The 26339-nt window shown below is 73.9% G+C and carries 28 protein-coding genes and 2 pseudogenes; 5 read left to right on the plus strand and 25 right to left on the minus strand.

The genetic code is table 11. The annotated features are described in order from the left end of the window. Positions 1–13: 13 nt before the first annotated feature. Both LN652_RS05690 and LN652_RS05695 read left to right on the plus strand, forming a co-directional pair. Positions 14–1267, plus strand: coding sequence for an AAA family ATPase (locus LN652_RS05690; protein ID WP_230443716.1), 1254 nt, complete (start codon positions 14–16; stop codon positions 1265–1267). A gap of 17 nt (positions 1268–1284) precedes the next feature. After that, positions 1285–2337 (plus strand): tetratricopeptide repeat protein, encoded by a 1053-nt coding sequence (locus tag LN652_RS05695; RefSeq protein ID WP_230443717.1) that lies wholly within the window; start codon positions 1285–1287, stop codon positions 2335–2337. A 10-nt stretch (positions 2338–2347) separates the two neighbouring features. Here the strand turns inward: LN652_RS05695 and LN652_RS05700 are convergent, their stop codons facing one another. Both LN652_RS05700 and LN652_RS05705 read right to left on the minus strand, forming a co-directional pair. Then, on the minus strand, positions 2348–2938 hold the full coding sequence (locus LN652_RS05700) for an AMP-binding protein (RefSeq protein ID WP_230443718.1): 591 nt from the start codon (positions 2936–2938) through the stop codon (positions 2348–2350). Beyond that, complete coding sequence (locus LN652_RS05705) at positions 2935–4362, minus strand: M1 family metallopeptidase (protein ID WP_230443719.1); 1428 nt, start codon at positions 4360–4362, stop codon at positions 2935–2937. Before LN652_RS05705 ends, LN652_RS05700 begins: the two co-directional genes overlap by 4 nt. A 380-nt stretch (positions 4363–4742) precedes the next feature. Between LN652_RS05705 and LN652_RS05710 the strand changes: the two genes are divergently transcribed. Next, positions 4743–5624, plus strand: a complete 882-nt coding sequence (locus LN652_RS05710; protein WP_230443720.1) for a serine protein kinase RIO — start codon at positions 4743–4745, stop codon at positions 5622–5624. Positions 5625–5639: 15 nt separating this feature from the next. On the opposite strand, the gene LN652_RS05715 is transcribed toward LN652_RS05710, so the two are convergent. After that, on the minus strand, positions 5640–6245 hold the full coding sequence (locus tag LN652_RS05715; protein WP_230443721.1) for a GNAT family N-acetyltransferase: 606 nt from the start codon (positions 6243–6245) through the stop codon (positions 5640–5642). A gap of 190 nt (positions 6246–6435) precedes the next feature. Here LN652_RS05715 and LN652_RS05720 point away from each other — a divergent pair, with 190 nt between their 5' ends. Next, positions 6436–7548 (plus strand): LOG family protein, encoded by a 1113-nt coding sequence (locus LN652_RS05720; protein WP_230443722.1) that lies wholly within the window; start codon positions 6436–6438, stop codon positions 7546–7548. Here LN652_RS05720 and LN652_RS05725 read toward each other — a convergent pair. The 11 genes from LN652_RS05725 to rpsB form a co-directional block, all read right to left on the minus strand. Beyond that, positions 7526–8761 carry a glycosyltransferase family 4 protein gene (locus LN652_RS05725; protein WP_230443723.1) on the minus strand — a complete coding sequence of 412 codons (1236 nt, stop codon included), beginning with the start codon at positions 8759–8761 and terminating at the stop codon, positions 7526–7528. The two genes, LN652_RS05720 and LN652_RS05725, sit on opposite strands and share 23 nt — an antisense overlap. A gap of 74 nt (positions 8762–8835) precedes the next feature. Next, positions 8836–9318 (minus strand): DinB family protein, encoded by a 483-nt coding sequence (locus LN652_RS05730; RefSeq protein WP_230443724.1) that lies wholly within the window; start codon positions 9316–9318, stop codon positions 8836–8838. A gap of 3 nt (positions 9319–9321) precedes the next feature. Continuing rightward, on the minus strand, positions 9322–10470 hold the full coding sequence (gene rlmN / locus LN652_RS05735) for a 23S rRNA (adenine(2503)-C(2))-methyltransferase RlmN (RefSeq protein WP_230443725.1): 1149 nt from the start codon (positions 10468–10470) through the stop codon (positions 9322–9324). A gap of 46 nt (positions 10471–10516) precedes the next feature. Next, positions 10517–10864 carry a hypothetical protein gene (locus LN652_RS05740; RefSeq protein ID WP_230443726.1) on the minus strand — a complete coding sequence of 116 codons (348 nt, stop codon included), beginning with the start codon at positions 10862–10864 and terminating at the stop codon, positions 10517–10519. Between the two features lie 80 nt (positions 10865–10944). After that, positions 10945–11457, minus strand: coding sequence for a histidine phosphatase family protein (locus tag LN652_RS05745; RefSeq protein ID WP_230443727.1), 513 nt, complete (start codon positions 11455–11457; stop codon positions 10945–10947). Further along, the gene (locus LN652_RS05750; RefSeq protein WP_230443728.1) at positions 11454–12236 is read right to left on the minus strand and encodes an SDR family oxidoreductase; all 783 of its coding nucleotides are present in this window, start codon (positions 12234–12236) and stop codon (positions 11454–11456) included. Before LN652_RS05750 ends, LN652_RS05745 begins: the two co-directional genes overlap by 4 nt. After that, positions 12236–13123, minus strand: a complete 888-nt coding sequence (locus LN652_RS05755; RefSeq protein ID WP_230443729.1) for a phosphatidate cytidylyltransferase — start codon at positions 13121–13123, stop codon at positions 12236–12238. Before LN652_RS05755 ends, LN652_RS05750 begins: the two co-directional genes overlap by 1 nt. Positions 13124–13135: 12 nt before the next feature. Continuing rightward, positions 13136–13690 carry a ribosome recycling factor gene (gene frr, locus LN652_RS05760; RefSeq protein ID WP_230444693.1) on the minus strand — a complete coding sequence of 185 codons (555 nt, stop codon included), beginning with the start codon at positions 13688–13690 and terminating at the stop codon, positions 13136–13138. 69 nt (positions 13691–13759) lie between these two features. After that, positions 13760–14476 (minus strand): UMP kinase, encoded by a 717-nt coding sequence (gene pyrH, locus LN652_RS05765; RefSeq protein WP_230443730.1) that lies wholly within the window; start codon positions 14474–14476, stop codon positions 13760–13762. Between the two features lie 188 nt (positions 14477–14664). After that, positions 14665–15477, minus strand: coding sequence for a translation elongation factor Ts (tsf, locus tag LN652_RS05770; protein WP_230443731.1), 813 nt, complete (start codon positions 15475–15477; stop codon positions 14665–14667). Between the two features lie 112 nt (positions 15478–15589). After that, on the minus strand, positions 15590–16555 hold the full coding sequence (rpsB, locus tag LN652_RS05775; protein ID WP_230443732.1) for a 30S ribosomal protein S2: 966 nt from the start codon (positions 16553–16555) through the stop codon (positions 15590–15592). 389 nt (positions 16556–16944) lie between these two features. Here rpsB and LN652_RS05780 point away from each other — a divergent pair, with 389 nt between their 5' ends. After that, positions 16945–17616: a M23 family metallopeptidase gene (locus tag LN652_RS05780; protein WP_230443733.1), complete on the plus strand. Its 672-nt coding sequence runs from the start codon at positions 16945–16947 to the stop codon at positions 17614–17616. Between the two features lie 40 nt (positions 17617–17656). On the opposite strand, the gene LN652_RS05785 is transcribed toward LN652_RS05780, so the two are convergent. From LN652_RS05785 to rimM, 11 genes and pseudogenes are all read right to left on the minus strand, one after another. Further along, positions 17657–18556, minus strand: coding sequence for a tyrosine recombinase XerC (locus LN652_RS05785; RefSeq protein WP_456238081.1), 900 nt, complete (start codon positions 18554–18556; stop codon positions 17657–17659). 74 nt (positions 18557–18630) lie between these two features. Then, positions 18631–19797, minus strand: a complete 1167-nt coding sequence (gene dprA / locus LN652_RS05790; RefSeq protein ID WP_230443735.1) for a DNA-processing protein DprA — start codon at positions 19795–19797, stop codon at positions 18631–18633. Then, the gene (locus tag LN652_RS05795) at positions 19794–21392 is read right to left on the minus strand and encodes a YifB family Mg chelatase-like AAA ATPase (RefSeq protein ID WP_230443736.1); all 1599 of its coding nucleotides are present in this window, start codon (positions 21390–21392) and stop codon (positions 19794–19796) included. The genes dprA and LN652_RS05795 overlap by 4 nt, the downstream gene beginning before the upstream one ends. Next, positions 21392–21790, minus strand: coding sequence for a YraN family protein (locus LN652_RS05800; RefSeq protein WP_230443737.1), 399 nt, complete (start codon positions 21788–21790; stop codon positions 21392–21394). The genes LN652_RS05795 and LN652_RS05800 overlap by 1 nt, the downstream gene beginning before the upstream one ends. 152 nt (positions 21791–21942) lie before the next feature. Then, the gene (locus tag LN652_RS05805; protein ID WP_211731276.1) at positions 21943–22251 is read right to left on the minus strand and encodes a DUF2469 domain-containing protein; all 309 of its coding nucleotides are present in this window, start codon (positions 22249–22251) and stop codon (positions 21943–21945) included. Continuing rightward, positions 22248–22962 (minus strand): annotated as a pseudogene (locus tag LN652_RS05810) (ribonuclease HII). The gene LN652_RS05805 and the pseudogene LN652_RS05810 overlap by 4 nt, the downstream one beginning before the upstream one ends. A gap of 44 nt (positions 22963–23006) precedes the next feature. Beyond that, a complete protein-coding gene (lepB, locus tag LN652_RS05815) occupies positions 23007–23834 on the minus strand; it encodes a signal peptidase I (RefSeq protein WP_230443738.1) in 828 nt (275 codons plus the stop codon). 57 nt (positions 23835–23891) lie between these two features. Next, the gene (rplS, locus tag LN652_RS05820; protein ID WP_230443739.1) at positions 23892–24242 is read right to left on the minus strand and encodes a 50S ribosomal protein L19; all 351 of its coding nucleotides are present in this window, start codon (positions 24240–24242) and stop codon (positions 23892–23894) included. A 210-nt stretch (positions 24243–24452) separates the two neighbouring features. Continuing rightward, positions 24453–24857, minus strand: a complete 405-nt coding sequence (locus LN652_RS21870; RefSeq protein WP_329958487.1) for a GNAT family N-acetyltransferase — start codon at positions 24855–24857, stop codon at positions 24453–24455. A gap of 102 nt (positions 24858–24959) precedes the next feature. After that, a pseudogene (trmD, locus tag LN652_RS21875) lies at positions 24960–25625 on the minus strand (tRNA (guanosine(37)-N1)-methyltransferase TrmD); the annotation flags it as partial. Beyond that, the gene (rimM, locus tag LN652_RS05830; RefSeq protein ID WP_230443741.1) at positions 25622–26212 is read right to left on the minus strand and encodes a ribosome maturation factor RimM; all 591 of its coding nucleotides are present in this window, start codon (positions 26210–26212) and stop codon (positions 25622–25624) included. The gene rimM and the pseudogene trmD, both read right to left, overlap by 4 nt. Positions 26213–26339: the final 127 nt, after the last annotated feature.

Raw genomic sequence — 26339 nt, forward strand, 5'->3', positions numbered from 1 at the left:
CTAGGGTGGCGGCGTGGACGAGCGCCTGATCGACAGCCTGGCCGCCGCCGTGCGCGCCGCACCCGACGACCTCACCCTCCGGCTGCACCTCGCGGGGCTGCTCGTCGACGCGGGACGGGGCCCGGAGGCCGTGGCGCACGTCGCGACCGTGCTGGCCGCCGACCCCGGGTCCACCGAGGCCCTCGCGCTGATGGGCCGCGCGATGGGCACGCCCGCTCCCCCGGCGCCGGCCTCCGGCCCCGCCGGGGACGTCGGGGACGTCGGGGACGTCGGGGAGGGCCGCCCGCAGCCGACCGACCGGCAGCCCTTCGACTGGCACGCGGCCGAGTCGGACGTCGGGGCGAGCGTCGGACCGATGTTCGTCGACGGCACGACCGAGGACCCCGGCCCGGCGGCGTACGACGTGGAGCGCGCCGGCGTGCGGCTGGCCGACGTCGGTGGCCTGACCGAGGTGAAGAAGCGGCTCGAGGCCGGCTTCCTGGCCCCGCTGCGCAACCCCGAGCTGCGGACGCTCTACGGCAAGTCGATGCGCGGCGGCCTGCTGCTCTACGGCCCGCCCGGGTGCGGCAAGACGTTCCTCGCCAAGGCCGTGGCCGGCGAGCTCGGCGCGGCGTTCCTGCACGTGTCGCTGGCCGACGTGCTCGACATGTACATCGGTCAGAGCGAGCGCAACGTCAAGGAGCTCTTCGAGGTCGCCCGCAGCTCGGCGCCGTGCGTGCTCTTCCTCGACGAGCTCGACGCCATCGGCGGCAAGCGCTCGCTCAACCGCTCGTCGGGCGCCCGGACGACCGTCAACCAGCTGCTCACCGAGCTCGACGGAGTGGGCTCCGACAACGAGGGCGTCTTCGTCCTCGCCGCGACCAACCACCCGTGGGACGTCGACCCCGCGCTGCGCCGTCCCGGACGCCTCGACCGGACCCTGCTGGTGCTGCCGCCGGACCGCGACGCGCGCGAGGCGGTCCTGCGCACGCACCTGCGCGACCGCCCGGTCGAGCGGATCGACACCCGCCGGCTGGCGAAGGCCACCGCAGGCTTCAGCGGCGCCGACCTGGCCCACCTGTGCGAGTCGGCGTCGGAGAACGCGCTCATGGACTCCGTCGAGACCGGGCAGGTCCGGATGATCCAGATGGCCGACTTCGACGCCGCGCTCGCCGAGGTCCGGCCGTCGATCGGCCCCTGGATGGAGACCGCGCGCAACGTCGCGCTCTACGCCAACGCCTCCGGGGAGTACGACGACCTGGCGAAGTGGCTGCGCAAGCAGCGCTGAGGACGACGCGCACCCCGATGGACACCGAGGCGCTCGTCGAGCGGGCGACGGCCCTGCTCGAGCTCGGCCGCCCCGTCGAGGCCGAGGCCGAGGCCCGCCGGGCGCTGGCGGGCGACCCCTCCTCGGCGGCCGCCCAGGTGGCGCTGTCGCACGCGCTGACCGGGCAGCGCCGGTGGGCCGAGGCCGTGGACGCCGCCCGCGGCGCCGTCGCGGCCGACCCGGAGCGCGCCGACGCGTTCGTCGCGCTGGCGTGGGCGCTCGTCGGGGACGACCGGGCCGACGAGGCGGTCGAGGCGTCCCGGTCCGCGGTCGGCCTGGAGCCGCACGACTGGACCACCCACCACATCCTGGGCTGGGCCCTGCTGCGGGTGAGCCCGCCCCGCGCCGAGGAGGCGCGGGACGCGGCCACGCGGGCGCTGGAGCTGTCGCCGGGGGCCACCTCGGCGCACAGCGTGCTCGGCCTCGCCCTCGCCGCGACGGGTCGGCGCCGCGCCGGCCGGCGGGTGCTGCGCGAGGGCCTGCGGATCGACCCGCACGACCCCTACCTCCACAACAACCTCGCCAAGATCGACCTCGACCGCGGCCTGCGGGTCGGGCGCACCGCCCGCCACCTGCGCGCCGCGGCGAGCGGGATCCCGCAGGAGGAGGTGGTCCACCGCAACCTCGACACCCTCGTGCTGCGGTTCGGCGTGCGACTGGCCTGGCCCACCCTGGTGGCGCTGACGGTGGTGCGCCTCCAGCTCGCCACCGGGGCGCCGTGGTGGGCGCGGGCCGTGACGGGGCTCGTCCACCTCGCCGTGGTCGGGCTGCTCGTGGGCTGGTTCGCCCGGCAGGCGCCGCGAGGCATGCGGTTCTGGGCCCGCGGGGTGCTGGGTCGGCTGTCACTGCCGCTGCGCCTGGTGGGAGCCGTGCTCCTGGCCTTCGGTGCGTGCGTGGTCGCCGCGGCGTTCGCCCCGCCGGGCGCGGCCGACGCGATGGCCCGGACGTCCGGGCTGGCGCTGCGGCTCGCGCTGGTGGTCGGCGTGGCCGCGCTCGTCGCCCACCTCGTCCAGGGGCGCCGGTCGCGCTGACCGGGTCCCGTCAGGGCAGGGGCGGGAACGACCAGAGGTGCACGCCGCCGACCTCGACGAGGCCGGCGCCCTCGGGGGCGCGTACGTCGCCCGACGCGCCGACCGCCTCGAGCACGGTGAGCGTGTCCGTGCCGCGGCGCGCGAGCACCGCGTCACCCGGGACGTCGGCGCAGCCGGCCGGGTCGGTCCGTCCGGCGCGCATCGCGACGTCCCACGGCAGGTCCTCGCCGTCGGCGCTGACGACCACCCCGTCGGCGGTGGTCCGGACGGCGACCGCCGCCTCGGAGCCGTCGTCGTAGGTCGCGACCCCGCCGACACGGGCCACGGCGAGCGGCACCACGACGGCGGCCTCCGGCGGCAGCGCACCCACCGCCACCGGCTGGCCGGGTCCCACGCCGAAGGCCCGCAGCACCCCGGCGCAGGCGGCCGTCTCGGTGAGCAGGCGGGCGTAGGTCAGGTCGGTGCCGTCGACCGTCAGCGCGAGGTCGTCGGCGCGTCCGCGGATCACCGGCAGGTCGAGGGCGTGGTAGCAGGCGTTGAGGGTTCCGGGGTCGTCGCCCGCGGGCGCGCGGAACCAGCTGATCTCCGCCACTGCGCTCAAGACAGCCCGTTGTCGGCGGTCCGCGCCGGCTTGGACGGCGTGCGCAGCCAGGCCGTGAAGAACGCGGTGAGGTCGACGCCGCTCACCCGGGCGGCCGTCGCCTCGAACTCCTCCGACGAGCCGTTGCCGCCGCGCTGCTCGCGGACCCAGGTGCGGATGATCCGCCAGAAGGTCGCGTCGCCGACGCGGTTGCGCAGGGCCTGCAGGGTCATGGCGCCGCGACCGTAGACGGCCGAGTCGAAGACCTTGTCCGCGCCGGGATCGGCGACCGTGACCTCCCAGAACGGCGAGTCGGCCTCGGTGCTGGCGTAGTAGCTCTTCAAGGTGGCGGCCGCGTCGCGTCCGCCGTGGGTCTCGTCCCAGCGCCACTCCATGAACGACGCGAAGCCCTCGTTGAGCCAGATGTCGCGCCAGCCCTGCACGGCGATGTCGTCGCCGAACCACTGGTGGGCCAGCTCGTGGACGACCAGGCTCGTCGCGTCGCCACCCACGGCGGGGTAGGTCGGACGGGTCTGGTTCTCCAGCGCGAAGCCGACGTCGAGGGAGGTGGTGAGACCGCCGACGACCGAGAACGGGTAGCGGCCGAGGTCCTTCTCGAGCCCGCTGACCACGCGCGGCGTCTGCTTCATCAGCCGCATGCTGGCGCGCTCGTCGGCGTCGCCGAGGCCCTTCGAGACGGCGACCAGCCACGGCAGGCCGCGGTGCTTGCCCTTCGCGACCGCGAAGTCGCCGGCGGCGAAGAAGGCGAGGTAGGGCGCCATCGGCTCGTCGGCCCGCCAGTGCCAGGTCGTGGTCCGCTTGCCGGTCCTGCGGCCCTTGAGCTCGCCGTTGGAGATCACCTCGCGGCCCTTCGGCACGGTCGTGCGGACGTCGACGATCGCCTTGTCGAGGGGGTGGTCGTTGGCCGGGAACCACCACGGCGCCATGTGCGGCTCGTTCATCGCGACGACCTCGCGACTGCTGGCCAGCCAGTTGGACTCGCCGGCGTAGGAGTACCTCCCCGGCTTGTCGGCGTAGGTCACCGTCACGTCGTGGCGGGTGCCGGCGACCAGCGGCGAGGCCGGGGTGATCCTCAGCTCGTGGCCGCCGTCGGTCTTCGCGAAGGTCGCGTCCTCGCCGTCGACGCGCACCCGCGAGACGTCGAGGAGGAAGTCGAGGGAGAAGCTGCTGAGGTCGGCCGTGGCGGTGAGCTCGACGGTCGTGCGACCGGCGAGCCGCTTGGCGCCGAGGTCGTAGCGGTTGTGGATCCGGTAGGCGGAGACGTCGATGCCGCCGTTGCCGTCGAGCGGCCAGTAGGCGTCGCCGATGCCGGAGGCACCGTCGACCGGCACTCCGGCCTGGGCGGGGGCGATCGTCGGGAGGAGCAGGGCGGAGGCGGTCAGCACGCCCCCGAGGGCACGGGTCACACGTCGCGTCGAGGTCACCGGAGGAACCTAGCGCGTCGGGGATACTCGGGTAAAACACTCGATTTTATCATCCAAGCACCACCATCCACTGCCGCAGCGGCTACCGCGCCGCGGTCGCCGCCGGACTGCTCACCCGCGCCGGACGTCGGGTGGTGCACGTCGACGACGTCCTCGAGCACGTCCCCCCGCGCCTGCGCGGGCCGGTCGCCGCACCGGTCGGCTGACCGCGCGGGCGAAAACCCGTTGCGCGGCCCCGCGAGGGTCGCCGACGATGAGCCCGTACGCCCGATCCTGCCGCGCCCGCGCGCAGGTGCCCCGTCGTGAGAGGAGCCGTGACATGTCCATCGCTGTCCTCGGCCTGCCCGCCGACCACCTCTCGCACCCACGGAGCACCCACAGTGACGCACCCCTTCCCGGAGGACTTCCTCCGGTCTGACGACCGCTCGCCCCTCGAGGGCATCGACGACGCGTTCGTCTTCAGCTACGCCACCTACGCCGACGACCTCGGCGAGCACCAGCGCTGGTCGCGCTGGGAGGACCTCGAGGCCCTGATGAAGGGCCCCGAGCCGCGACCCGACTGGGTCGTGACGTCCAGCGGCGCCATCGACACCGAGCTCGGCGTCCTCAAGACCGGCAAGGAGGCCGACGTCTTCCTCATCGAGCGCGAGGACCCGCACCGCCCCGGCTCGGCCGTCGTGATGGCCGCCAAGCGCTACCGCAGCACCGACCACCGCACCTTCCACCGCGCCGCCTCCTACACCGAGGGCCGCTCGATGAAGCGCTCGCGCGACGAGCGCGCCGTCAAGCGCAAGTCCACCTGGGGAAAGCAGGTCGCGGCCGGCGAGTGGGCGATCTCGGAGTGGAACGCGCTGCGCCGCTGCTGGGAGCTCGGCCTGCCGGTCCCCTACCCGGTCCAGATCGACGAGACCGAGATCATGATGGAGTGGATCACCCACGACGGCGAGACCGCGCCGCGCCTGGCCCAGGTCCGGCCCGAGCGGCCGGTGCTGGAGGGCTACTACGAGCAGCTGCGCGACGCGCTCGCCGCGCTCGTCCAGGCCGGCCTCGTGCACGGCGACCTGTCGCCCTACAACACCCTCGCCGCCGGCGACCGGCTGGTCGTCATCGACCTGCCGCAGGTCGTCGACCTGGTCGGCAACCCGCAGGGCATGGACTTCCTGCTGCGCGACTGCGCCAACATGTGCGGGTGGTTCCGGTCGCGGGGCCTGCCGGTCGACGAGCAGGAGCTGTTCGGCGAGCTGATGGCGCACGCGTTCTGACGAGCGCCGGAGCACTCAGGCGGGCGGCACCTGCAGCTCCATCACGCAGTTGCCCTGCCCCTTGGGCCGGACGTAGGTGAACCCGAGGTTCTCGTAGGTGGTCCGCGTGAGGTTGTAGAGGAACGACGCCGACATCTTCTTGCCGGGCGGGAGGTCGTGCGGGTAGGACTCGACACGGCCCCCGCCGGCCGCGGCGACCAGGGCCACGGCACCCTTCACCGCGACCGACCCGAGGCCCCGGCGTCGATGGTCCTTGCGGACCTGGACGCACGTGATCCGGAAGTCCGGCGGCACGACGGTCTCGGCCTCCCACTGCTTGCGGTGCTGGATGTTGGGCAGCTCGGTGAGCGTGCCGTACTCGGCCCACGCGACGGCCTCCCCGTCGTCGAGGACGAGCGCCGCGTGCGCGACGCCCTGCTCCACGAGCATCCGCTTGAAGGCCGGGTTGCCCATCTCCTCGCGCTCGGGCGGGTCGGGCAGGCAGTGGAAGTGGACGCACCAGCAGCCGCCGAACAGGCCGGTGCGACCCGCCATCCCCGCGAAGAGGTCCCACGTCTCCGGGAGGAGCGGCACCACCTCGTGGCCGTCGATGTCCATGCTCATGTCCGCGACCGGGCTCATGAGCGGCACGCTAGGCCGGGTTGCGGACGATCGGCGACCGGTTGGCGCCGACGGCTCAGCGATCCCGCGAGCGGAGCACCTCGACGCCCGGCCGGTCGGCTGAGGAGGAAGTCGGGCACCGGCCGCTCCGCCGCCCGCTCCCCCGTGGTGACGTCCACCCTGCCACGACCCGCCCCCTAGGTTGGGCGCCGTGAAGCACTCCCGCGGACGCGTCCTCGACGTCACCACCCTCGCCGACCTCGACCGCCGCCTCGCGGCCGGTGCCCGCTCCCTCGCCGGCTGGCGGGTGGTGGGCCTCGACCTCACCGACCGGGGGCCGGTCCTGCTGGAGCGGTCGCTGGCGCAGTCGCTGTTCCTCGGCTGCGAGTTCGCCGACGGCGACGACGACGCCGTGCGGCGCGCGGGCGGCGTCGTGCTGCACGAGATCCCGGGCAGCCCGGTCGACCCGTTCCGCTCGCGCCTCTACTCCCCCGCCGAGCTCTACGACGCCCCGCGCTACCCGGACACCGTCGACGCCCGTGCCTACGCCTGGTCGCGCGGGCCGTGGACGCCCGACGACACGCTGGCGATGGCCCTGCACGACCACCACGTCGACGAGGCGCTGGAGGCGTGGGTGGTCGGGCGGCGCCTGGTCGGGGTGATGGGTGGCCACGCCCTGGCCCGCGGCAGCGCGGCGTACGCCGACGCGGCGCGCCTCGGGCACCGCCTCGGCGACGGCGCGACCGTGGCCACCGGCGGCGGGCCGGGCGCGATGGAGGCGGCCAACCTCGGCGCCTTCGTGCCCGGTGGCCAGGCCGACCTGCTCGAGGAGTCGCTGGCACACCTGGCGCAGGTGCCGTCGTTCACCCCCGACGTCGGGGCGTGGGCCCGGGCCGGCCTCGACGTGGTCGAGCGGGTCGACGGTCCCGGTCGCGACTCGCTGGGCATCCCCACCTGGCACTACGGGCACGAGCCGCCCAACGTCTTCGCCACCGCGATCGCGAAGTACTTCCGCAACGCGCCGCGCGAGGCCGTCCTGCTGGAGATCTGCAACGCCGGCATCGTGTTCCTGCCGGGCGCCGCAGGCACCGTCCAGGAGGTCTTCCAGGACGCCTGCGAGAACTACTACGCCGACGAGGCGTCCGTCGCGCCGATGGTGCTCGTCGGTCGCCGGCACTGGACCGAGGACCTGCCGGCGTGGCCGCTGCTGCAGGCGCTGGCGCGCGGGCGCGCGATGGAGGCCCACGTCCACCTCGTCGACACCGTGGACGAGGCGGTCGAGGTGGTCGGCCGCGGCGGGCTCAGCCGGCCCGACGGCGGCTGACCCCGGCGCCGCAGGCGTCGCGGTAGTGCTCCACCAGCAGCTCGTTGACCGCCTGCCAGGTCCGCTCGCGCACGCTCTCGCGGGCGGCCAGCGCCATCCGCCGACGCAGCAGCGGCTGGGTCACGAGCCGCTCGACGCACGACACCAGCGCGTCCGCGTCCCCCGGCTCGTGGAGGAAGCCGGTGACGGTGTCGGTGACGACGTCGACCGGCCCGCCGGCACGGGGGGCCACCACGGGCACACCGCTGGCGAGCGCCTCCTGCGCGGACTGGCAGTAGGTCTCGTGGCGACCGGTGTGCACGAAGACGTCGAGGGTCGCGTACGTCCGCGCCAGCTCCTCGCCGTGCAGCACGCCGAGGAACGCCGCCCGCGGGAGCAGGTCGCGCAGGCGTGCCTCGTCGGGACCTCCGCCCACCAGCACCAGTCGCACGCCGGGCAGCCGGTCGACGTGGGCCAGCAGCCCGAGCTCCTTCTCCGGCGCCAGGCGGCCGACGTAGCCCACGAGCACCTCGCCGCCGGGAGCCAGCTCGGCGTGCAGCGCCTCGTCGCGACGCGCCGGGTCGAAGAGGACCTGGTCGACGCCGCGCGGCCAGCGGTGCACCTCCGGGACCCCGAGCCGGCGCAGCTGGTCGATGCTCGCCGTGGAGGGGGCGAGCGTCCGGTCGACGCCGAGGTGGATGCGCCGGGTGAGCCCCTCCATCGCCCGCGCCCCGCCCGGCACCTGGTAGCGCTCGGCGAAGCCGACGAGGTCCGTCTGGTAGATCGCCACGGTCGGGATGCCGAGGCGGCGGGCGGCGCGCGCCGCCTGGTGGCCCAGGGTAGCCGGGGAGGCGAGGTGGACGACGTCGGGGGCGAAGCGCTGCATCGTGGCCCGCAGCCGCCGCCGGGTCTCCAGCCCGATCCGGAAGTCGGCGTAGAACGGCAGCGCCGCCCCGCGGGCGTGGGTGACCGGGAACCCGGCGTACGTCTCCGGCCCGGTGGGCGCGACGACCTCGGCGTCGTGACCCTCGGCGGCGAGGTGCTCGAGCACCCGGCGCACCGAGTTGGTGACCCCGTTGACCTGGGGCAGGAACGACTCGGTGACCACCAGCACCCGCAGCGGCGCGGACGCCGGTCGCGGAGCGCCGGGGAGGCGGGCGACGGAGAGGGTCGCAACGGGACGTGGGGTGGGGTGTGCCGTGCGGCTGCGACGCCGCTTCTCGAGCAGGTCCATGGCCGCGACGCTAGGAATCGTGGCGCAACGGACGCACCGGTCCACGCGAAGGACACGTGAACGGTCCCCGACGCTCAGGAACCGGGGTCGGCGCCCGCCAGCAGCTGCTCGCGCAGGATGTCGGCGTGACCCGCGTGGTGGGCCAGCTCTCGCAGCACCTGGAGCTGGAGGGCCCACACCGCGCGCTCACCGCGGCCGGTCACCGTGTCGTCGAGCGCAAGGGCGGCCATCGCCTGCCGGGAGGCCTCACAGCGCTCCGCGTGGGCCGCCAGGACAGACTCGACCGTGTCGGACCTCGTCAGTGTGAACGAGCGGTCGGGAGAGGTGGCGATGCCGATCTCCTGCGGAGTGCGACCGCTGACGGCCTGGTCGAACCAGACCCCCTCGACGTAGGTCACGTGCTTCAGCAGCCCGAGCAGGGTGGTCTTCGACGGGACGAGGCGGGCGCGCGCCTGCTCCTCGGTGAGGCCGTCGAGGCTCGCGCGCAGGGCCGCCCGGTACTCGTCGATGAGCTCGTCGATCCGGCCGCGCAGGTCGTCGGTCCAGGTCGCGGCCACGGGTCACTCCTTGGCGGCGAGCTGGCCGCAGGCGCCGTCGATCTCGCGACCGCGGGTGTCGCGGACCGTCGTCGGGATGCCCTTGGCCTCGAGCCGGCGGACGAACTCGCGCTCGTCGGCCGGGTCGGACGCCGTCCACTTCGACCCCTCGACCGGGTTGAGCGGGATCAGGTTGACGTGGACCCACCCCCAGTCGCCGTAGGAGTTGAGCACGTCGCCGAGCAGGTCGGCGCGGTGGGCCTGGTCGTTGATGCCGCGCATCATGGCGTACTCGATCGACACGCGGCGCTTGGTCACGCGGGCGTAGTCCCACGCGGCCTCGACGGTCTCGGCGACGGAGAAGCGGGTGTTGATCGGCACCAGCTCGTTGCGCAGCTCGTCGTCGGGGGCGTGCAGGCTCAGCGCGAGGGTGACGGGGATGCCCTCCTCGGTGAGCTGCCGGATCCGCGGCACGAGGCCGACCGTCGACACGGTGATGCCGCGCGCGCTCATCCCGAGGCCGCCCGGGGCGGGGTCGGTGAGGCGCCGGACGGCGCCGATCACGGCCTTGTAGTTGGCCAGCGGCTCCCCCATGCCCATGAAGACGACGTTGGAGACGCGGCCGGGACCGCCGGGGACCTCGCCGCGGGCGAGCGAGCGCGCACCGGCGACGACCTGCTCGACGATCTCGGCGGTCGACATGTTGCGCTGGAGCCCGCCCATGCCGGTGGCGCAGAACGGGCAGGCCATGCCGCAGCCGGCCTGGCTGGAGACGCACATCGTGGCGCGGTCGGGGTAGCGCATCAGCACCGACTCGACGAGGGCGCCGTCGAAGAGCTTCCACAGCGTCTTGCGGGTGGTGCCGCGATCGGCCTCCATGGTCCGCAGCGGCGTCATCAGGTCGGGCAGCAGCGCGGAGACGAGCTCGTCGCGCTGGCCGGCCGGGAGGTCGGTCATCTGCGCCGGGTCGTCGACCAGCCGCGAGAAGTAGTGGGTGGAGAGCTGCCTGGCCCGGAAGCCCGGGAGCCCCATCTCCTCCAGGAGCGCCTTGCGGCCCGCCTCGTCGAGGTCGGCGAGGTGGCGCGGCGGCTTCTTGCGCCCGCGGGGCTCGTCGAAGACGAGGGGCAGCGTCTTGATCGGCTCGGGGGCCGCATCGGGAGTGGAGTCGGACATCGCCCCGAGTCTCCCATCCCGACGGTGGGCGGGTCGATTCAGCGGGTCAGGCGTCGACCATGAAGTAGAGCACCAGCGAGGTCACGCCGAGGACGACGGCCGCGGTGACGACCATCCCGACGAACATGAACTGCGCGAACCGGCGGGTCTTGCGCTTGACCAGCATCGCGATCGGCAGCGCCAGCGCGAGCAGCACGAACGGGAACAGCTTCTCGGCCGTCTCGTAGCTGAACAGCAGGCGCAGCACCCCGGCGAAGAAGCCGGGCACGGCGGTGACGAAGAGCATCCCGGCGAAGAAGCCGGTGATGCCGGCGAACGTGGGGTGGCTGTGGTGCCACCACCCGAGGCGCTCCTCGGGCGCCACCTCGGGCTGTCGGTCCTGTTCTGTCTCCACGGGACCAGCCTAGGCGTTGTCCGCCGCGGTCCGGCGGTGGGCACGCGGGCCCGCACGGGTGGCAGGCAGAACGTGTCGCCTCAGGCGTCGACGACGACCACGTCGGGCATCGCGAGGGCGGCCCACCGCGCCAGGTCCGGCGCCGCACCGGTGAGGTCGGCGACGACCAGCGTCCACGCGGTGCCGTGCCCGACGAGCACCACGTCGTCGTCACCGTGCACGTCGAGGACGCGTCGTACGGCCGGGACGACCCGGTCGCGGCAGGCGACCAGCGGCTCCCAGCCCGGCACGGCCGGCTCGTCGGGTGCGGCGAACGCCCGTCGCACCACGTCCGGGAAGTCGTCGACCCACACGGCCGACCGCTCGTGCTCGCGCAGGTCGGGGAGCACGCCGACCCGCGCGTCGGTGAGCAGCTGGGCGGTCTGCACGGCTTTCGGCTCGGGCGAGGTGAACCAGGCCGCGCGTGCGGGCAGCCGTCCGGAGGAGCGGAGCGCCCACACGTCGTCGTAGGCCGCGGGGTCGAGGTCCCACTCGGCAGCGGGCACGCCGGGCGTCATGGTCGGGCGTCCGTGGCGGACGAGGTGGAGGGTCACGGTCGGAGGAACTCCTCCGCCCCGCGGAGCCGGGTGGACAGCACCGACGCGGCCCGCGCGGAGTCGAGGCGTACGTCGACCGGTCCCGGGTCCGGGAGGTCGGCGCGACGCCCGGGCCGCAGCGCGCCCGGGTCGAGCCCGTCGCGGCGCGCGACCAGCCGCCCGAGGTCGAGGCGGCTCATCGCGTCGGCGCCGCCGCAGTGCAGCACTCCCCGTACGTCGTTGCCCGCGAGCTCGACGAGCGCCGCCGCGAGGTCGCCGACGTGCACCGGGGTGCGCCGCTCGTCCTCGAACAGCGAGCCCTCGGCCCCGCCGGCCAGCGCGCGGAACAGCTCCTCGTGCTTCGACCGTCCGTCGCCGAGGATGAGCGAGGTGCGGGCCACCACCACGTCCGGGCCCGACCCGAGCGCGGCCCGCTCGGCCTCGACCTTGGCCTCGCCGTAGGCGCTGACCGGGTCGGTCGGCGCGTCCTCGGCGTAGGGCTCCGGCGATCCGCCGAACACCACGTCGCTGGACACCAGCACCAGCCGGGCGCCGACGGCGGCCGCGGCGGCCGCGACGTGGGCGGCACCGGTCGCCGTCACCGCGTGGTCGGACTGCACGTACGCGGTGTGCACCACCGCGTCCGGGCGGTGCCGCTCCAGCAGCGCGGAGACGGCGCCCGGGTCGCGGACGTCGGCGTCGGCCGAGCCGACCGCGACGACGTCGTGGCCCGTGGCCGCGCGGACCACGTGTCGACCGAGGTAGCCGGTGCGGCCACCGGTGACCAGCAGCCGCATCAGAAGACGAGGTAGTGCAGGACCAGCCAGATCGGGGCGACCGTGGCGAGCAGCGAGTCGAGCCGGTCCATCAGGCCGCCGTGACCCGGGATGACCTGGCTCATGTCCTTGATGCCGAGGTCGCGCTTGATGACCGACTCGCACAGGTCGCCGAGGGTGGCCATCACGACCGTGATCAGGCCGAGCAGCACCCCGACCCACCAGTCGCCGTCGAGGAACGATGCGACGAGGAACACGCCGGCGGCGACGCAGGCCACCGCCGAGCCGGCGAAGCCCTCCCACGACTTCTTCGGGGAGATCACCGGGGCCATCGGGTGCCGGCCGAACAGCACCCCGGCGATGTAGCCGCCGGTGTCGGAGGCGACCGTGATGGCGATGAAGGTGATGATCCCGCGCACGCCGTCGTCGGCGAGGTCCAGCCCGAACCCGGGCAGCCGGCTGCCCTCGGCGAGCAGCAGCGCGACGAAGGACCCGAGGAACGGGACGTAGACGAGCGTGAAGACCGAGGCGGTGGCGTTCTTGACGTAGCCGTCGACGCCACGGCGCAGCAGCCAGAGCATGATCACCAGGGCGGTGACGGCGGTGGCGGTCACCAGTGCCGGCGCGCCCCAGACGTAGGCCACGACGACCATCACCGCGCCGCCGAGCATCAGCGGCTGCTCGGGGATGTCGATGTCCTTCGCGGACAGCCCGCGGTGCAGCTCCCAGATGGCCACCACGACGGCGATGGCCACGATCGCCATGAAGGCGGTCTTCCAGAAGAACAGCGAGAGCAGGATCGCCCCGACGAGCACCACGGCCGAGCCGATGGCGGCAGGAAGGTCCCGCCCGGCGCGGCCGTGGTCCTTCTTCGGTGCCGGCGCGGCCGGGGTCTCAGGCGTCGTCATCGATGGGGTGCCTCAGACCTCGAGCAGCTCGGCTTCCTTGTGCTTGAGCATCTCGTCGATCTTGTCGGTGTGGGTCTTGGTGACCGCGTCGAGGCGCTTCTCCGCACCCGTGACGTCGTCCTTGCCGACCTCGCCGTCGGTGGCCATCTTCTCCAGCGACTGCTTGGCCGTGCGGCGCACGTTGCGCACCGACACGCGGCCGTCCTCGGCCTTCGCCTTGGCGAGCTTGATGAACTCCTTGCGGCGCTCCTCGGTCAGCTCGGGGAAGACGCAGCGCAGCACCTTGCCGTCGTTGGCGGGGTTGACGCCGAGGTCGGAGTCGCGGATGGCCCGCTCGATGGCGTTCATCGCCCCGATGTCGAAGGGCTGGATGAGGATGGTGCGCGCGTCCTGCGACGAGAAGCTCGCCAGCTGCTGCAGCGGGGTCTGGGTGCCGTAGTAGTCGGCCGTGATCTTGGCGAACATCGCGGGGTTGGCGCGCCCGGCGCGGATCGCGGCGAACTCCTCGCGGGTCGCCTCGACGGACTTGCCCATCTTGGAGTCGGCATCGTTCAGGACGTCGTTGATCACGGTCGCGTTCTCTCTCTCGTCGGTGCCGGCCGCGTGCGGCCGAGGTGGTGCGGAAGCGTGGGGTGCTCAGCCGTCGCGGCTGACCAGGGTGCCGATTCTCTCACCCTTGACGATGCGCAGGATCGCGCCCTCGTCGTCCGCGCCGAAGACCACGAGCGGCATGTCGTTCTCCATGCACAGCGCGAACGCGGTCGCGTCGGCGATCTTGAGGCCCTGCTGGAGGGCGTCGGCGAAGCTGAGCGTGTCGTACCGCGTCGCGGTGGGGTCCTTCTTCGGGTCGGCGCTGTAGACGCCGTCGACGCCCTGCTTGGCCATCAGCACGACTTCGCAGTGGGTCTCGAGGGCCCGCTGCGCGGCGACCGTGTCGGTCGAGAAGTACGGCATCCCGGCCCCGGCGCCGAAGATCACGACGCGACCCTTCTCGAGGTGGCGCATCGCGCGTCGCGGGATGTAGGGCTCGGCGACCTGGCCCATCGCGATCGCGGTCTGCACCCGCGTCTCGATGCCCTCCTTCTCGAGGAAGTCCTGGAGCGCGAGGCAGTTCATCACCGTGCCGAGCATGCCCATGTAGTCGGCGCGGCTGCGGTCCATGCCGCGCTGCTGCATCTCGGCGCCGCGGAAGAAGTTGCCACCGCCGACGACGATGCACACGCCCACGCCCTCGCGCACGACGGTCGCGATCTCGCGCGCGACCTTGGAGACGACGTCGGGATCCACCCCCACGGTCCCACCGCCGAACACTTCACCCGAGAGCTTGAGCAGGACACGCTGGTATGCCGTCACTTCGATCCCTTCGCACGGCTTGGTGGTTCGTCGAGAAACCTACCGGTCCGGGACCCGGTGGGTCGAACCGCACGCCCGCGCGGGCGGGGCGACCCGCTGCCGGGACCGGCCGGGCACCCCCAGGACGCGACCGGGGCCCGTACGCAGCTGCGTACGGGCCCCGGTCGGCGGTGCGGGTGGAGCGTGGCTCAGGCGCCGACCTCGAAGCGCGCGAAACGCTTCACGGTGGTGCCGGCCTCGTCCAGGACGGCCTTGACCGTCTTCTTGGACTCGGTGACCGACTCCTGCTCGAGCAGGACGATCTCCTTGAAGAAGCCACCGAGGCGACCCTCGACGATCTTGGCGATCGCCTGCTCGGGCTTGCCCTCCTCGCGGGTCTTCTGCTCGGCGATCGAGCGCTCGGACGCCACGACGTCGGCCGGGACCTCGTCGCGGGTGAGGTACTGCGCCTTCATCGCGGCGATCTGCATCGCGGCGGCGCGGGCAGCGGTCTCGTCGCCCTCGAACTCGACCAGGACGCCCACGGCGGGCGGCAGGTCGGCGGCACGCTTGTGCATGTAGGTGACGGTGGTGCCCTCGAAGTAGGCGACCTCGCCCAGCTCGATCTTCTCGCCGATGGTGATGGCCAGGTCCTCGACGACCTCGCCGACGGTCTTGCCGTCGAGCTCGGCGGCCTTGAGCGCCTCGGTGTCGGCGGCCTTGACGGCGTCGGCCACGTCGGCGATCTGCTGCGCCTTGGCGATGAACTCCTCGTTCTTGGCGACGAAGTCGGTCTCGCTCTTGAGCTCGACCAGCGCGTTGCCGGAGGTGGCGACGAGGCCGGCGGCGGTCTCGCGCTCGGCGCCGCGGGCGGCGGCCTTGGCGGCACCCTTGACGCGGAGCAGCTCGACGGCCTTGTCGAAGTCGCCGTCGGTCTCGGTGAGCGCCTTCTTGCAGTCCATCATCCCGGCCTGGGTCAGCTCACGGAGCTTCTTGACGTCGGCAGCGGTGAAGTTGGCCATGGGTCCTTCTTCCTTGCAGTCGTGACCGGCCCCGCCGTGGGGGCGAGGCCGGGGGGTGGGTGTGGACGGCACGGTGCCGGTCGTGGGCGAACCCACGACCGGCGTCGTGCGATCAGTCCTGCTTCGCCTCGGCGGCCTCGGCCGGGGCCTCGGTGGCGTCCTCGGCCGGGGCCTCGGTGGCGGCCGGAGCCTCGGTGGCGGCGTCGGCGGCGGCCTCGGCCTGCGGGGCCTCGGACGCGGCACCGGTGGCCTCGGAGGCCGGGGTCTCGGCGGCGGCGTCGCCCGTGGCGGCAGCGGCGGCCTGGTCGGCGTCACCCTGGAGCAGCTCGCGCTCCCACTCGGCCAGCGGCTCCTCGGCGCCGACGGCCTCGCCGGCGGTCTTGGCGCCCGAGCGGGCGATGAGGCCCTCGGCGACGGCGTCGGCGACCACGCGGGTCAGCAGGCCGACCGCGCGGATGGCGTCGTCGTTGCCCGGGATCGGGAAGTCGACGAGGTCGGGGTCGCAGTTGGAGTCCAGGATGCCGATGATCGGGATCCGGAGCTTGCGCGCCTCCTCGACGGCCAGGTGCTCCTTGTTGGTGTCGACGATCCACACCGCGGAGGGGACCTTGGACATCTCGCGGATGCCGCCGAGGGTCTTCTCGAGCTTGGCGTGCTCCCGCTTCATCTGCAGGAGCTCCTTCTTGGTGCGACCCGAGCCGGCGACGGTGTCGAAGTCGACGTCGTCGAGCTCCTTGAGGCGGTTGATCCGCTGGTGCACGGTCTGGAAGTTGGTGAGCATGCCGCCCAGCCAGCGCTGGTTGACGTAGGGCATCCCGACGCGGGTGGCCTGCTCGGCGATGGCCTCCTGGGCCTGCTTCTTCGTGCCGACGAACATGATGACGCCGCCCTTGGCGACGGTCTCCTTGACGAAGGCGTACGAGCGGTCGATGTAGGCGAGCGACTGCTGCAGGTCGATGATGTAGATGCCGTTGCGCTCGGTCATGATGAAGCGCTTCATCTTGGGGTTCCAGCGACGGGTCTGGTGACCGAAGTGGACGCCGCTCTCGAGCAGCTGGCGCATGGTGACGACTGCCATGGGTTCTCCTGTGGTGACGGAGGCGCTCACGTGGTGCCCGACCTTCAAGCAGGACGGACCGGGAGCGTGGCTCCTGTTGTCTTCAGTTGCTGCGCCCGGCGGGTGCCGGGAGCCCTGACGCTCGCGCGGAGGCCCGATCCGCGCCGGTGGTGCTGGTGCGGAACTGAGGGCCGCCGCCCGCGGAAGGTCCGGGACCGAGGAGCGTCCCGGCACGGTCAGCGAGCGTGCGAAGTCAGTCCGGGTGGACTGCTCCGCACATCGTAGGCCAGCCGCTCCCCGCGGAGCGAATCACAGGAGGGCCGGCATCCGGGCCCGCCCGCGTCCACAACCGGCGCCGCGGCGCGCCCGTCCACAGCCTGCCCCCGGACGGGTCGCCAGGGGGCCCGCCGATGACCGACCGTCGGGGCATGGTCCTGCCGTGCCCGCTCCCGTCCCGGTCGTGCGTCCGCGCGGTGGTCGTCGTCCTCGCGCTCACGCTCGTCCCCCGGCTCCCGGGCGCTGTCCCGGCGGCCGCGGCCTCCCCGGGCGGCGTCCCCGCCCCCGTGTCCGCGTCGGCGCAGGACCCCGGCGGGGTGTGGCCGCTCGACCCGCAGCCCGAGGTGGTGCACGCCATCGCCCTGCCGACCTCCCCGTACGCCCCCGGCCACCGCGGCGTCGACCTCGCCGGGAGCCCCGGTCAGGCCGTGCGCGCCGCCCTCGCCGGCACGGTGGGGTTCGCCGGGTCGATCGGCGGCAAGCCCGTGGTGACCGTCCTGCACGGTGGCCGTCGCACGACCTACGAGCCGGTCGTCGCCACCGTCGAGGTGGGCACCGTGGTGGCCGCCGGCGACGTGGTCGGCCGGCTCTCGGTCGCCGGCGGGCACTGCTTCCCCGCGGCCTGCCTGCACTGGGGGCTGGTCGAGGGCTCCGGCGCCTCACGGCGCTACCTCGACCCGCTCAGCCTGGTCGGCGGCGGACCGGTGCGGCTGCTCCCGCTCTGGCGTGACGAGCCGGTGACGGCCCGCGAGCCCTGGGCCGCTCCCCTCGCCGGGTGGCGCCGTCCGCTCAACTGGCTGGGCTGACCCCGCCACTCCCCGACCCGCCGCAAGGGCCACGCGGCCATCAGGCGCGCGGGTGGGCCTGCTGGTAGGCCCGGCGGAGGCGGTCGGTGGTGACGTGGGTGTAGAGCTGGGTGGTGGCGAGCGAGGCGTGCCCGAGCAGCTCCTGCACCGAGCGCAGGTCCGCGCCGCCCTCGAGCAGGTGGGTCGCCGCGGTGTGCCGCAGGCCGTGCGGGCCGATGTCGGGCGCGCCAGGGACGTCGGCGATCCGCCGGTGCACGAGGTCCCGGACGGCACGCTGGTCGATGCGCCGACCCCGGACGCCGAGGAACAGCGCCGCACCCGCCCCCTCCCCCCGCAGCGTCGGCCGGCCGGCGGTGAGCCAGCGGTCGAGGGCGCGAGCGGCGGGTGTGCCGTAGGGCACCGACCGCTCCTTGCGGCCCTTGCCGAGCACCCGGACCACGCGCCGCTCGTCGTCGACGTCGTCGACGTCGAGGCCGACCAGCTCGCCGACCCGGATGCCGGTGGCGTAGAGCAGCTCGAGCATGGCCACGTCCCGCACGCCCACCGGGGTGCCGTCGTCCGCGAGCCCGGCAGCCGACCTGATCAGCGCCTCCGCCTCGTCGGCGCGCAGTACCGGCGGCAGGGTCTTGAGCTTCTTCGGCGACCCGAGGGCGGCGCCCGGGTCCAGTGGGAGCCGGCCGGTGCGGTGCAGCCAGGCGGTGAAGACCCGGGCCGCCGTCGCCCGCCGGGCGATCGTGGTCCGGCTGCGCCCGGTCGTCTGCAGCCGCGCCAGCCAGCTGCGCAGCGTCCGGAGGTCGAGGTCGGTGACGTCGTCGTGGCCGAGCCGCACGCAGTGGTCGAGCAGGCTCGACACGTCGCCGAGGTAGGCCCGGACGGTGTGCGGGGTCAGGTCGCGCTCGGAGACCAGGTGTCGCTCGTAGTCGCCGAGCAGCCGGACCATCGGCTCCGGGAGCCCAGGCTCCTCGGCGGTCTGCTCGTCGCTCACGCACCCGAGCCTAGGCGGGCGGAGCCGCCTCACGCGTCAGGCGCGAGCCGCCAGCCCTCCTCGTCGAGCCGGACCAGGCCCTTGGCCCGCAGCCGCCGCAGGGCACCGTCCGTGGTGCGCACGTGGAGACCGCACTGCACGGAGATCGCGTCGACCAGGGCCGGGCGACTCACCGGCACCCACTCGACCACCTGCCGCTCGGTCGGGGTGAGGTCGTCGCGCGGCCGGGTCTCGCCTCGGGGCGGGTCGAGGAGGTGCTCCCCCGACCTGCCCACGAGCTCGAGGACCTCGCGCCCGCTGGTCACGACGGTGCCGCGTCCCTCGCGCAGGAAGTGGTTGACCCCCTGCGACGTGGCGCTGGTGGCCGGCCCCGGCACGCACATGACCTGCCGGCCGAGCCCCTCGGCCCACCCAGCGGTGTTGAGGGCACCGCTGCGCAGCGCGGCCTCCACGAGCACCGTGCCGGTGGTCATCGCGGCGATCAGTCGGTTGCGGGCGAGGAACCTCGGACGGGTCGGGGTCGACCCGGGCGGCTGCTCGGACAACACGGCGAGGTGCGCCGCGAGGTGCTGGAGCAGCCGACGGTTCTGGGCGGGGTAGACCCGGTCGACGCCGCAGGCGAGCACCGCGACCGTGGTGCCCGCGGCCGCCAGCGTGGAGTCGTGGGCGACGAAGTCGATGCCGAGCGCGCCGCCGGACACCACCGGCACGCCGGCGTGGGCGAGGTCGGCGCACACGGCCCGGGTCATCTCGACGCCGTAGAAGGAGGCGGCCCGCGACCCCACGACGGCGACCGAGCAGTCGAGCTCGCGCAGCGACATCGGTCCCCGCACCCACAGCCCCGGCGGCGTCCCGCCGAAGCCGTCGTCGGTGATCGTGTCGTCGAGCCGGTCGAGCCCCGGGGGCCACTCCGGGTCGCCCGGGACCAGGAACCGGATGCCGCAGCGGGCGGCCTGGTCGAGCTCGCGCTCGGGCTCGACGGCGGCGAGCCGCTCGGCGAGGCGCTCCGCGACACCGGTGTCGCTCCGCGAGGTCAGGGACTGCTCGAGGGCGCGGACCGCCCCGACCTGCTGCACGAGCGAGGACGTCGTGCCGTCGCCGGGCTCGACCGCGCAGCTCAGCGTGACCCGCGCCAGCCGGTCGGCGTCGGCGTCCGGCCCGCCGGGCCCGGCGGGCCGGACGTCGAGGTCGCTCACGACGCCACCCCGACCACGGCGGCCGGCAGCGTGCCCGCGGCATCGGCCGAGCGGAGCGCGAGGGCGATCGTCGCCTCCGGCTCGCCCGGGCGGGCGACGCCGGAGCGGTCCGCGACCGTCCAGGCCAGGCGCTGGACCCGGGTCAGCCCGCGCCGGGTGAGGCGGCCGGCGGCGAGGTCCGCGTCGACGAGCGCCTGCGCGGCGGGCTCGAGCGGCCACTGCTCGGCCAGCACGGGGCCCGGGCACGACGCGTTGAGCAGCCACGGGCAGTGGCGGTAGCGGTGGGCCTGGCGCTGGCGTGCCTCCGCCACCCTGGCGCGGACGTCGTCGGAGGACTCGCGCTCCGGGCCGAAGAGGGACCGACTCCGCCCCTGCGGGCGCACCTCCATCCAGATGTCGACCCGGTCGAGGATCGGGCCCGTGAGCTTGCGTCGGTAGTGGAGCCGCTGGACCTCCGAGCACTCGCACGAGCCGCCGGTGGTGCCGTGGAAGTTGCCACAGGGGCACGGGTTGGCGGCCAGCACCACCAGCGACCGCGCGGGGTAGGTCGCGGAGTCGTCCCCGCGGGCGATGGTGACCTCGCCGGCCTCCAACGGCTGCCGCATCGCCTCGATCACGTCGGCGCGGAAGTGCGGGAACTCGTCGAGGAAGAGCACCCCGTGGTGGGCCAGGCTCACCTGGCCGGGACGGACCCGGCCGGTCCCGCCGCCCAGCACGCTGGCGGCCGTCGCCGAGTGGTGCGGCGCGAACCACGGCGGCCGCCGCAGCAGGCCGGCTCCCTGCGGCAGGACGCCCGCGACGGAGTGGAGGGCGGTGACCTCGAGCGCTTGCTCGGTGGTCAGGTCGGGCAGGATCGAGGGGATCCGCTCGGCGATCGACGTCTTCCCGGTCCCGCGGGGGCCGATCAGCATCGTCGGGTGACCACCCGCGGCCGCCACCTCGACGGCGTAGCGGACGTCCTCGAGGCCGTCGAGGTCGCGCAGGTCGAGGCCGTCGATCCGGTCCTCGCCCCGCCAGGTCGCGAGCGGGCTGGCCGACGCCGCGACGACGGGATCGGCCTCGGGCACCTCCACCCCGCGGAGCACGGCCGACACCTGCGCCAGCGAGCGCACGCCGACGACCGTCATCCCGGGCACCAGCGCCGCCTCGGCGGCCTGGGGCTCCGGCACGAAGACCCGGGTGATGTCGTGGGCCGCCGCGGCGATCACCATCGGCAGCACGCCCGGCACCGGTCGCAGCGCGCCCGACACGGACAGCTCGCCGATGAACGCCCAGCCCGCGAGGTGCTCGGGCAGCAGGTCCTCGTGCTGGAGGTCGGCCGCCAGCACCGCCACCGCGATCGCGAGGTCGTAGTGGGTGCCGGACTTGGGCAGGTCGGCGGGCGCGAGCAGGATCGTGACCCGCTTGGTGGCCGGCCACCGGCCGCAGTCGTTGTTGATCGCCATCCGCACCCGGTCGCGCGACTCGGAGAGGGACTTGTCGACCCGGCCGATGACGGTGGTGCTGACCAGCCCCGGCGACACGTCGACCTGCACGTCGATCACGTGGCCGTCGGCGCCCCTCAGCGCGAGCGAGCGAGCCGTCGCGAACGCCATCAGCAGGCCCCGGCGACGTGCTCGATCTCCACCGGCCCGCCGGGCGGGGCGAGCACCCCGACCAGGTCCACCCGGACGTCGTCGGGGTGGCAGTCGTGCGCCCGCAGCCAGCGGGCGCCGAGACGGCGCAGCCGGTCGGCCTTGCGGGCGTCGACGGCCTCGAGCGGTGCGCCGAAGGACGTGGAGGTCCGGGTCTTGACCTCGCAGATCACCAGCACCCGGCCGTCACGGAGCACCAGGTCGATCTCCCCGGCGGCGCAGCGCCAGTTGCGGTCGAGGAGCACCATCCCGAGCGACGTGAGGTGGCGGGCGGCGAGCTCCTCACCGCGGCGGCCGAGACGGCGGTTGTGCGCGGCGACGGGGTCGCGCGGGGCGAGCGGGACGGTGGGTCGGGCCATGGTGGGTGCCTTCCGGTCGGGCTGGAGGCACCAGCACACCGTGGCCGACCGACGACGGGCAGGACGATCGCCCGCCGCCTGTGGAGGACGCCGCCCGACCAGGGGCTGTGGACACCTGGTGGTCCGGGGACCGCACCGACGGCGGCCCGCGGTCAGTCCTTCGGGGGGTCGATGTCCTGCGGCGCGAGCTCCTCGACGTTGACGTCCTTGAACGTCAGCACCTTCACGTTCTTGGCGAACCGCGCCGGGCGGTACATGTCCCACACCCACGCGTCGCTCATCGAGACCTCGAAGAACACGTCACCGCTCTCGGAGCGGGCCTTCACGTCGACCTGGTTGCACAGGTAGAAGCGGCGGTCGGTCTCCACGACGTACTTGAAGATGCCCACCACGTCGCGGTACTCGCGGTAGAGCGTGAGCTCCATCTCGGTCTCGTACTTCTCGAGATCCTCCGCGCTCATCGGTCCTCCTGCTCGCCGGCACCCGGTCGCTGCTCGTGCTCCTGGCCACCGACCCTAGTGGGCCGGTCCCCGCCCGGCTCGAGACCCGCGGCGCGGCGCACGTTGACGAACCGCATCCGGTGCACCGGCGACGGGCCGTGGGCGGCCAGCGCGGCCTCGTGGGTGTCGGTGACGTAGCCCTTGTGGGTCTTGAAGTCGTAGGCCGGCCACTGCCCGTCGAGGCCGACCATCAGCCGGTCCCGTGTCACCTTGGCCACGACCGAGGCGGCCGCGATGCACGCGGCGACCCGGTCGCCCTTCCACACCGCGAGGCCGGGCACCCCGAGCCCGTCGACGGGGAACCCGTCGGTCAGCACGTAGGCCGGCCGCGTGCCGAGCCGGGCCACGGCGCGCCGCAGCGCCTCGAGGTTGGCGACGTGCATGCCGAGGCGGTCGCACTCCTCGGGCTCGACGACGACCACCGACCAGGCCAGCGCGCGGCGCACGACCTGGGCGTAGACCCGCTCGCGGGCCGCCTCGGTGAGCAGCTTGCTGTCCGCCAGCCCGGGGGACGATCCCGGCCCTGCCGGGCGGCAGCACGACGGCGCCCGCCACGAGCGGCCCGGCGCACGCGCCGCGACCGGCCTCGTCGACGCCGGCGACGGGGTCGAGCCCGGCGCGGCGCAGCGCGCGCTCGTAGCCGTAGAGCCCGGCGTCGCGGCGCACCGTCACCGCACCCGGGACCGGCAGCGGCGGCTGGGTCACGGGCGAGGAGGTCACGACGAGGGTTCCGGCACGTCCTCGAACGCCCCCGGCCGCGAGTTCCAGCGGAACCGGTCTGCCGGCCAGAGCAGCACGAACACCTTGCCGACCACCAGGTCGACCGGGACGAACTCGTCGCCCGGCACGCACTCGGTCCGGCCTGGCTTGCACATGTGGAAGGAGGAGTCGGCCGAGCGCGACCGGTTGTCGCCCATCACGAACACGTGCCCCTCGGGGATCGGTCCGACCTCCCAGTCGGTGGTGCACTCGTCGACCATCGGACCGTCGCAGGTGGCGTCGCCGCGCTTGACGAACCCGGCCTCGTCGATCGCCTTGCCGTTGATCACGAGACGGCCCTGGTCGTCGCAGCAGCGGATCGTGTCGCCGGCGACGCCGATCACCCGCTTCACCAGGTGGCCGCCGGTGGGGTACAGCCCGATCTTGGCCATCGCCCGGGCGACCGGGTTGGTCGGGCCGGCGGCGTCGGCGGGGTTGAGCCAGCCGCCCGGGTCCTTGAACACCACGACGTCGCCGCGCTCGGGGCTGCCGTCGCCCCAGTAGGAGGGCTTCTCCACCAGGATCCGGTCGTTGAGGACCAGGCCGGGCTCCATCGACTCCGACGGGATGTAGAAGGCCTGGACGAAGAAGCTCTTGATGACGATCGCGAGCACGAGCGCGATCCCGAGCAGGAGGACGGTCTCCTGCCACAGCGGCAGCTGCTTGCGCTTGCCACGGCCACGCCGGCCCTCGTGGCGGCTGTCCACCTTCTCCTCCTCCGGACGCGACGACCGCGGCTCCTCGTCCATGGGCACGGACGTGGAACCGCGGTCGTCAGAAGTCACGCGCAGAGACTAACCAGTCCCTGGTCGGACCAGCGCCACCCGGCGCCGGTCGGCTGCTCACGCCTCGCGGCGCTCCTTGATCTTGGCAGCCTTGCCGCGCAGGTTGCGCAGGTAGTAGAGCTTCGCGCGGCGCACGTCGCCGCGGGTGACGATCTCGATCGTCTCGAAGATCGGGGAGTTGAGCGGGAAGGTGCGCTCGACGCCGACGCCGAAGGAGACCTTGCGGACGGTGAAGGTGCGGCCGATGCCCGAGCCGTGGACGCGGATCACGACGCCCTGGAAGACCTGGACACGCGAGCGGCTGCCCTCGATGACCTTGACGTGGACCTTGACGGTGTCGCCGGCGCGGAAGGCCGGGACGTCGTCGCGCTTGATGGCGGTGCCGAGATCGGCGATGACGTTGCTCATCGGTGTGCTCCTCGCGAGTGCCACAGGTCAACCGCGGACATGGTGGTGTGTCGGACGGACGCTCGTGTGGCCGGCCGGCGCGCCCCCTGTGGCAGGTGCGGTTCGGCGGGACCCCGGGGCGGTGCATCGCGAGATGCGTCCGGGCGACCCTGGCCTCGAGCAGACCAGTGGTGAAGTCTGCCAGAGACGCCGGGTCGGCGTGAAATCCGGCTAGCCCCGCCGACGCCGGGACTTCGTCATCACCACGGCGCCCGCCGGTGCCCGCCGGTCGGCGCGGAGCCGGAAGCCGGCCTTCTTGTACATCCGCTGGTTGTCCGTCGACCGTTCGCCGGTGAACAGGACGTAGGTCGTCACGCCGGCCGGTGCCAGGTCCTCGACCAGCGCGAGCAGCGCGCGACCCAGCCCGCGGCCCTGGAGGTCGGGCGCCACCATGATCCGGCCGATGTCCCACTCGCCGCGGGAGTCGACGCGGCCCCGCACGGCACCGACCAGGCGGCCCGACGAGGGGTCGCGCGCCACCATCACGGTCCACTCCCCCAAGCCGCGTCGCACGTCGTCGAGCGACTCGTGCAGCGCCGGGATCTCCACCCCGGGGTTGGCCTGCTGCTCCTGCATCCAGCAGGCGCGCTGCAGGGTGAGCAGCTCGCCGGCGTCGGCGGGGACGGCGGCGCGCACGTCGAGGTCCGCGAGGGCGGCGACGACGCCGGTGCGCGGCAGCAGGTCGGGACGCCGCTCGGCCGTACGCCGCTCGGCCTGGTCGCGGCGCCAGGCGGCGATCCGCGCGTGGTCCCCGGAGAGCAGCACGTCGGGGACCTCGCGGCCGCGCCAGCTCGCCGGCTTGGTGTAGACGGGGTACTCCAGCAGTCCGTCGGCGTGGGACTCCTCCACGAGGGACTCGGCGTTGCCCATGAAGCCGGGCAGCAGTCGCACCACCGCCTCGGTGATGGCCAGCGCGGCGACCTCGCCGCCGTTGAGGACGTAGTCGCCGAGGCTGATCTCACGCACCGTGCCGACCGTGGCGGCGTGCTCCAGCACCCGCTGGTCGATGCCCTCGTAGCGCCCGCAGGCGAAGACGAGGTGCTCGTGGGTGCTGAGCTCCTCCGCGACCCGCTGGGTGAACGGCTCCCCGCTCGGGGTGGTGAAGACGATCGTCGCCCCGCGGGCCACCTCGTCCAGCGCCTCGCCCCACGGCCCGGGCTTCATCACCATCCCGGCGCCACCGCCGTAGGGCGTGTCGTCGACGGTGCGGTGCCGGTCGGTGGTCCATCGCCGCAGGTCGTGGACGTGGACGTCGAGCAGCCCCTTGTCGCGCGCCTTGCCGGGCAGGCTGAGACCGAGCGGCGCGAGGTAGTCGGGGAAGATCGTGACGACGTCGATCCTCACGGGGCACCCTGCTCGTCCGGCTCCTGCCCGGCAGGGCCCGGCTCGTCAGGGAAGGGGGCCACCAGCCCGGGACGGTCGGCGACCACGACCCGGCCGGCGGCGAGGTCGACCTCGGGGACCAGCGCGCTCACGAACGGCACGAGCGCGTCGCGCCCGTCGGGCGTGCGGACGGTCAGCAGGTCCTGCGCGGAGCCGTGCACGACCGCGCGCACCTCACCGAGCGCGGTGCCGTCGAGGTCCACCACGGCCAGCCCGACGAGCTGGTGGTCGTAGAACTCGTCGGGGTCCTCCGGCGTCTCGTCGGCGGCGAGGGTCGCGTGCAGCAGCGTCCCGCGCACGGCCTCGGCGGCGTTGCGGTCGGCGAGCTCCTCGAAGGTCACCAGCAGGGTGCTCTGGTGCCAGCGTGCGCGCGCGACGGTGAGGGACGTGGGGCGGCGGTCGGCGCCGGCGGGGGCCTGGGCGCGCAGGACCGTGCCGGGCGCGAAGCGCCGCTCGGGCTCGTCGGTGCGGACGTCGAGGGTGACCTCGCCACGGATCCCGTGGGGCTTGCCGATCCGGCCGACCACGACCTCGATGTCCTCGCTCACGGGGCTCAGCGTAGAGGGGCTGGCCGGTGGGTCCTCCAGCGACTCGGACCGCCGGGGCGGCGGCGTCGCGAAATGGCCGACGGGCGCCACCCCGGTGGGGTGACGCCCGTCGATCGAGCTGTGCTGA

The organism is Nocardioides okcheonensis (genome assembly GCF_020991065.1).
GTDB classification, from domain to species: domain Bacteria; phylum Actinomycetota; class Actinomycetes; order Propionibacteriales; family Nocardioidaceae; genus Nocardioides; species Nocardioides okcheonensis.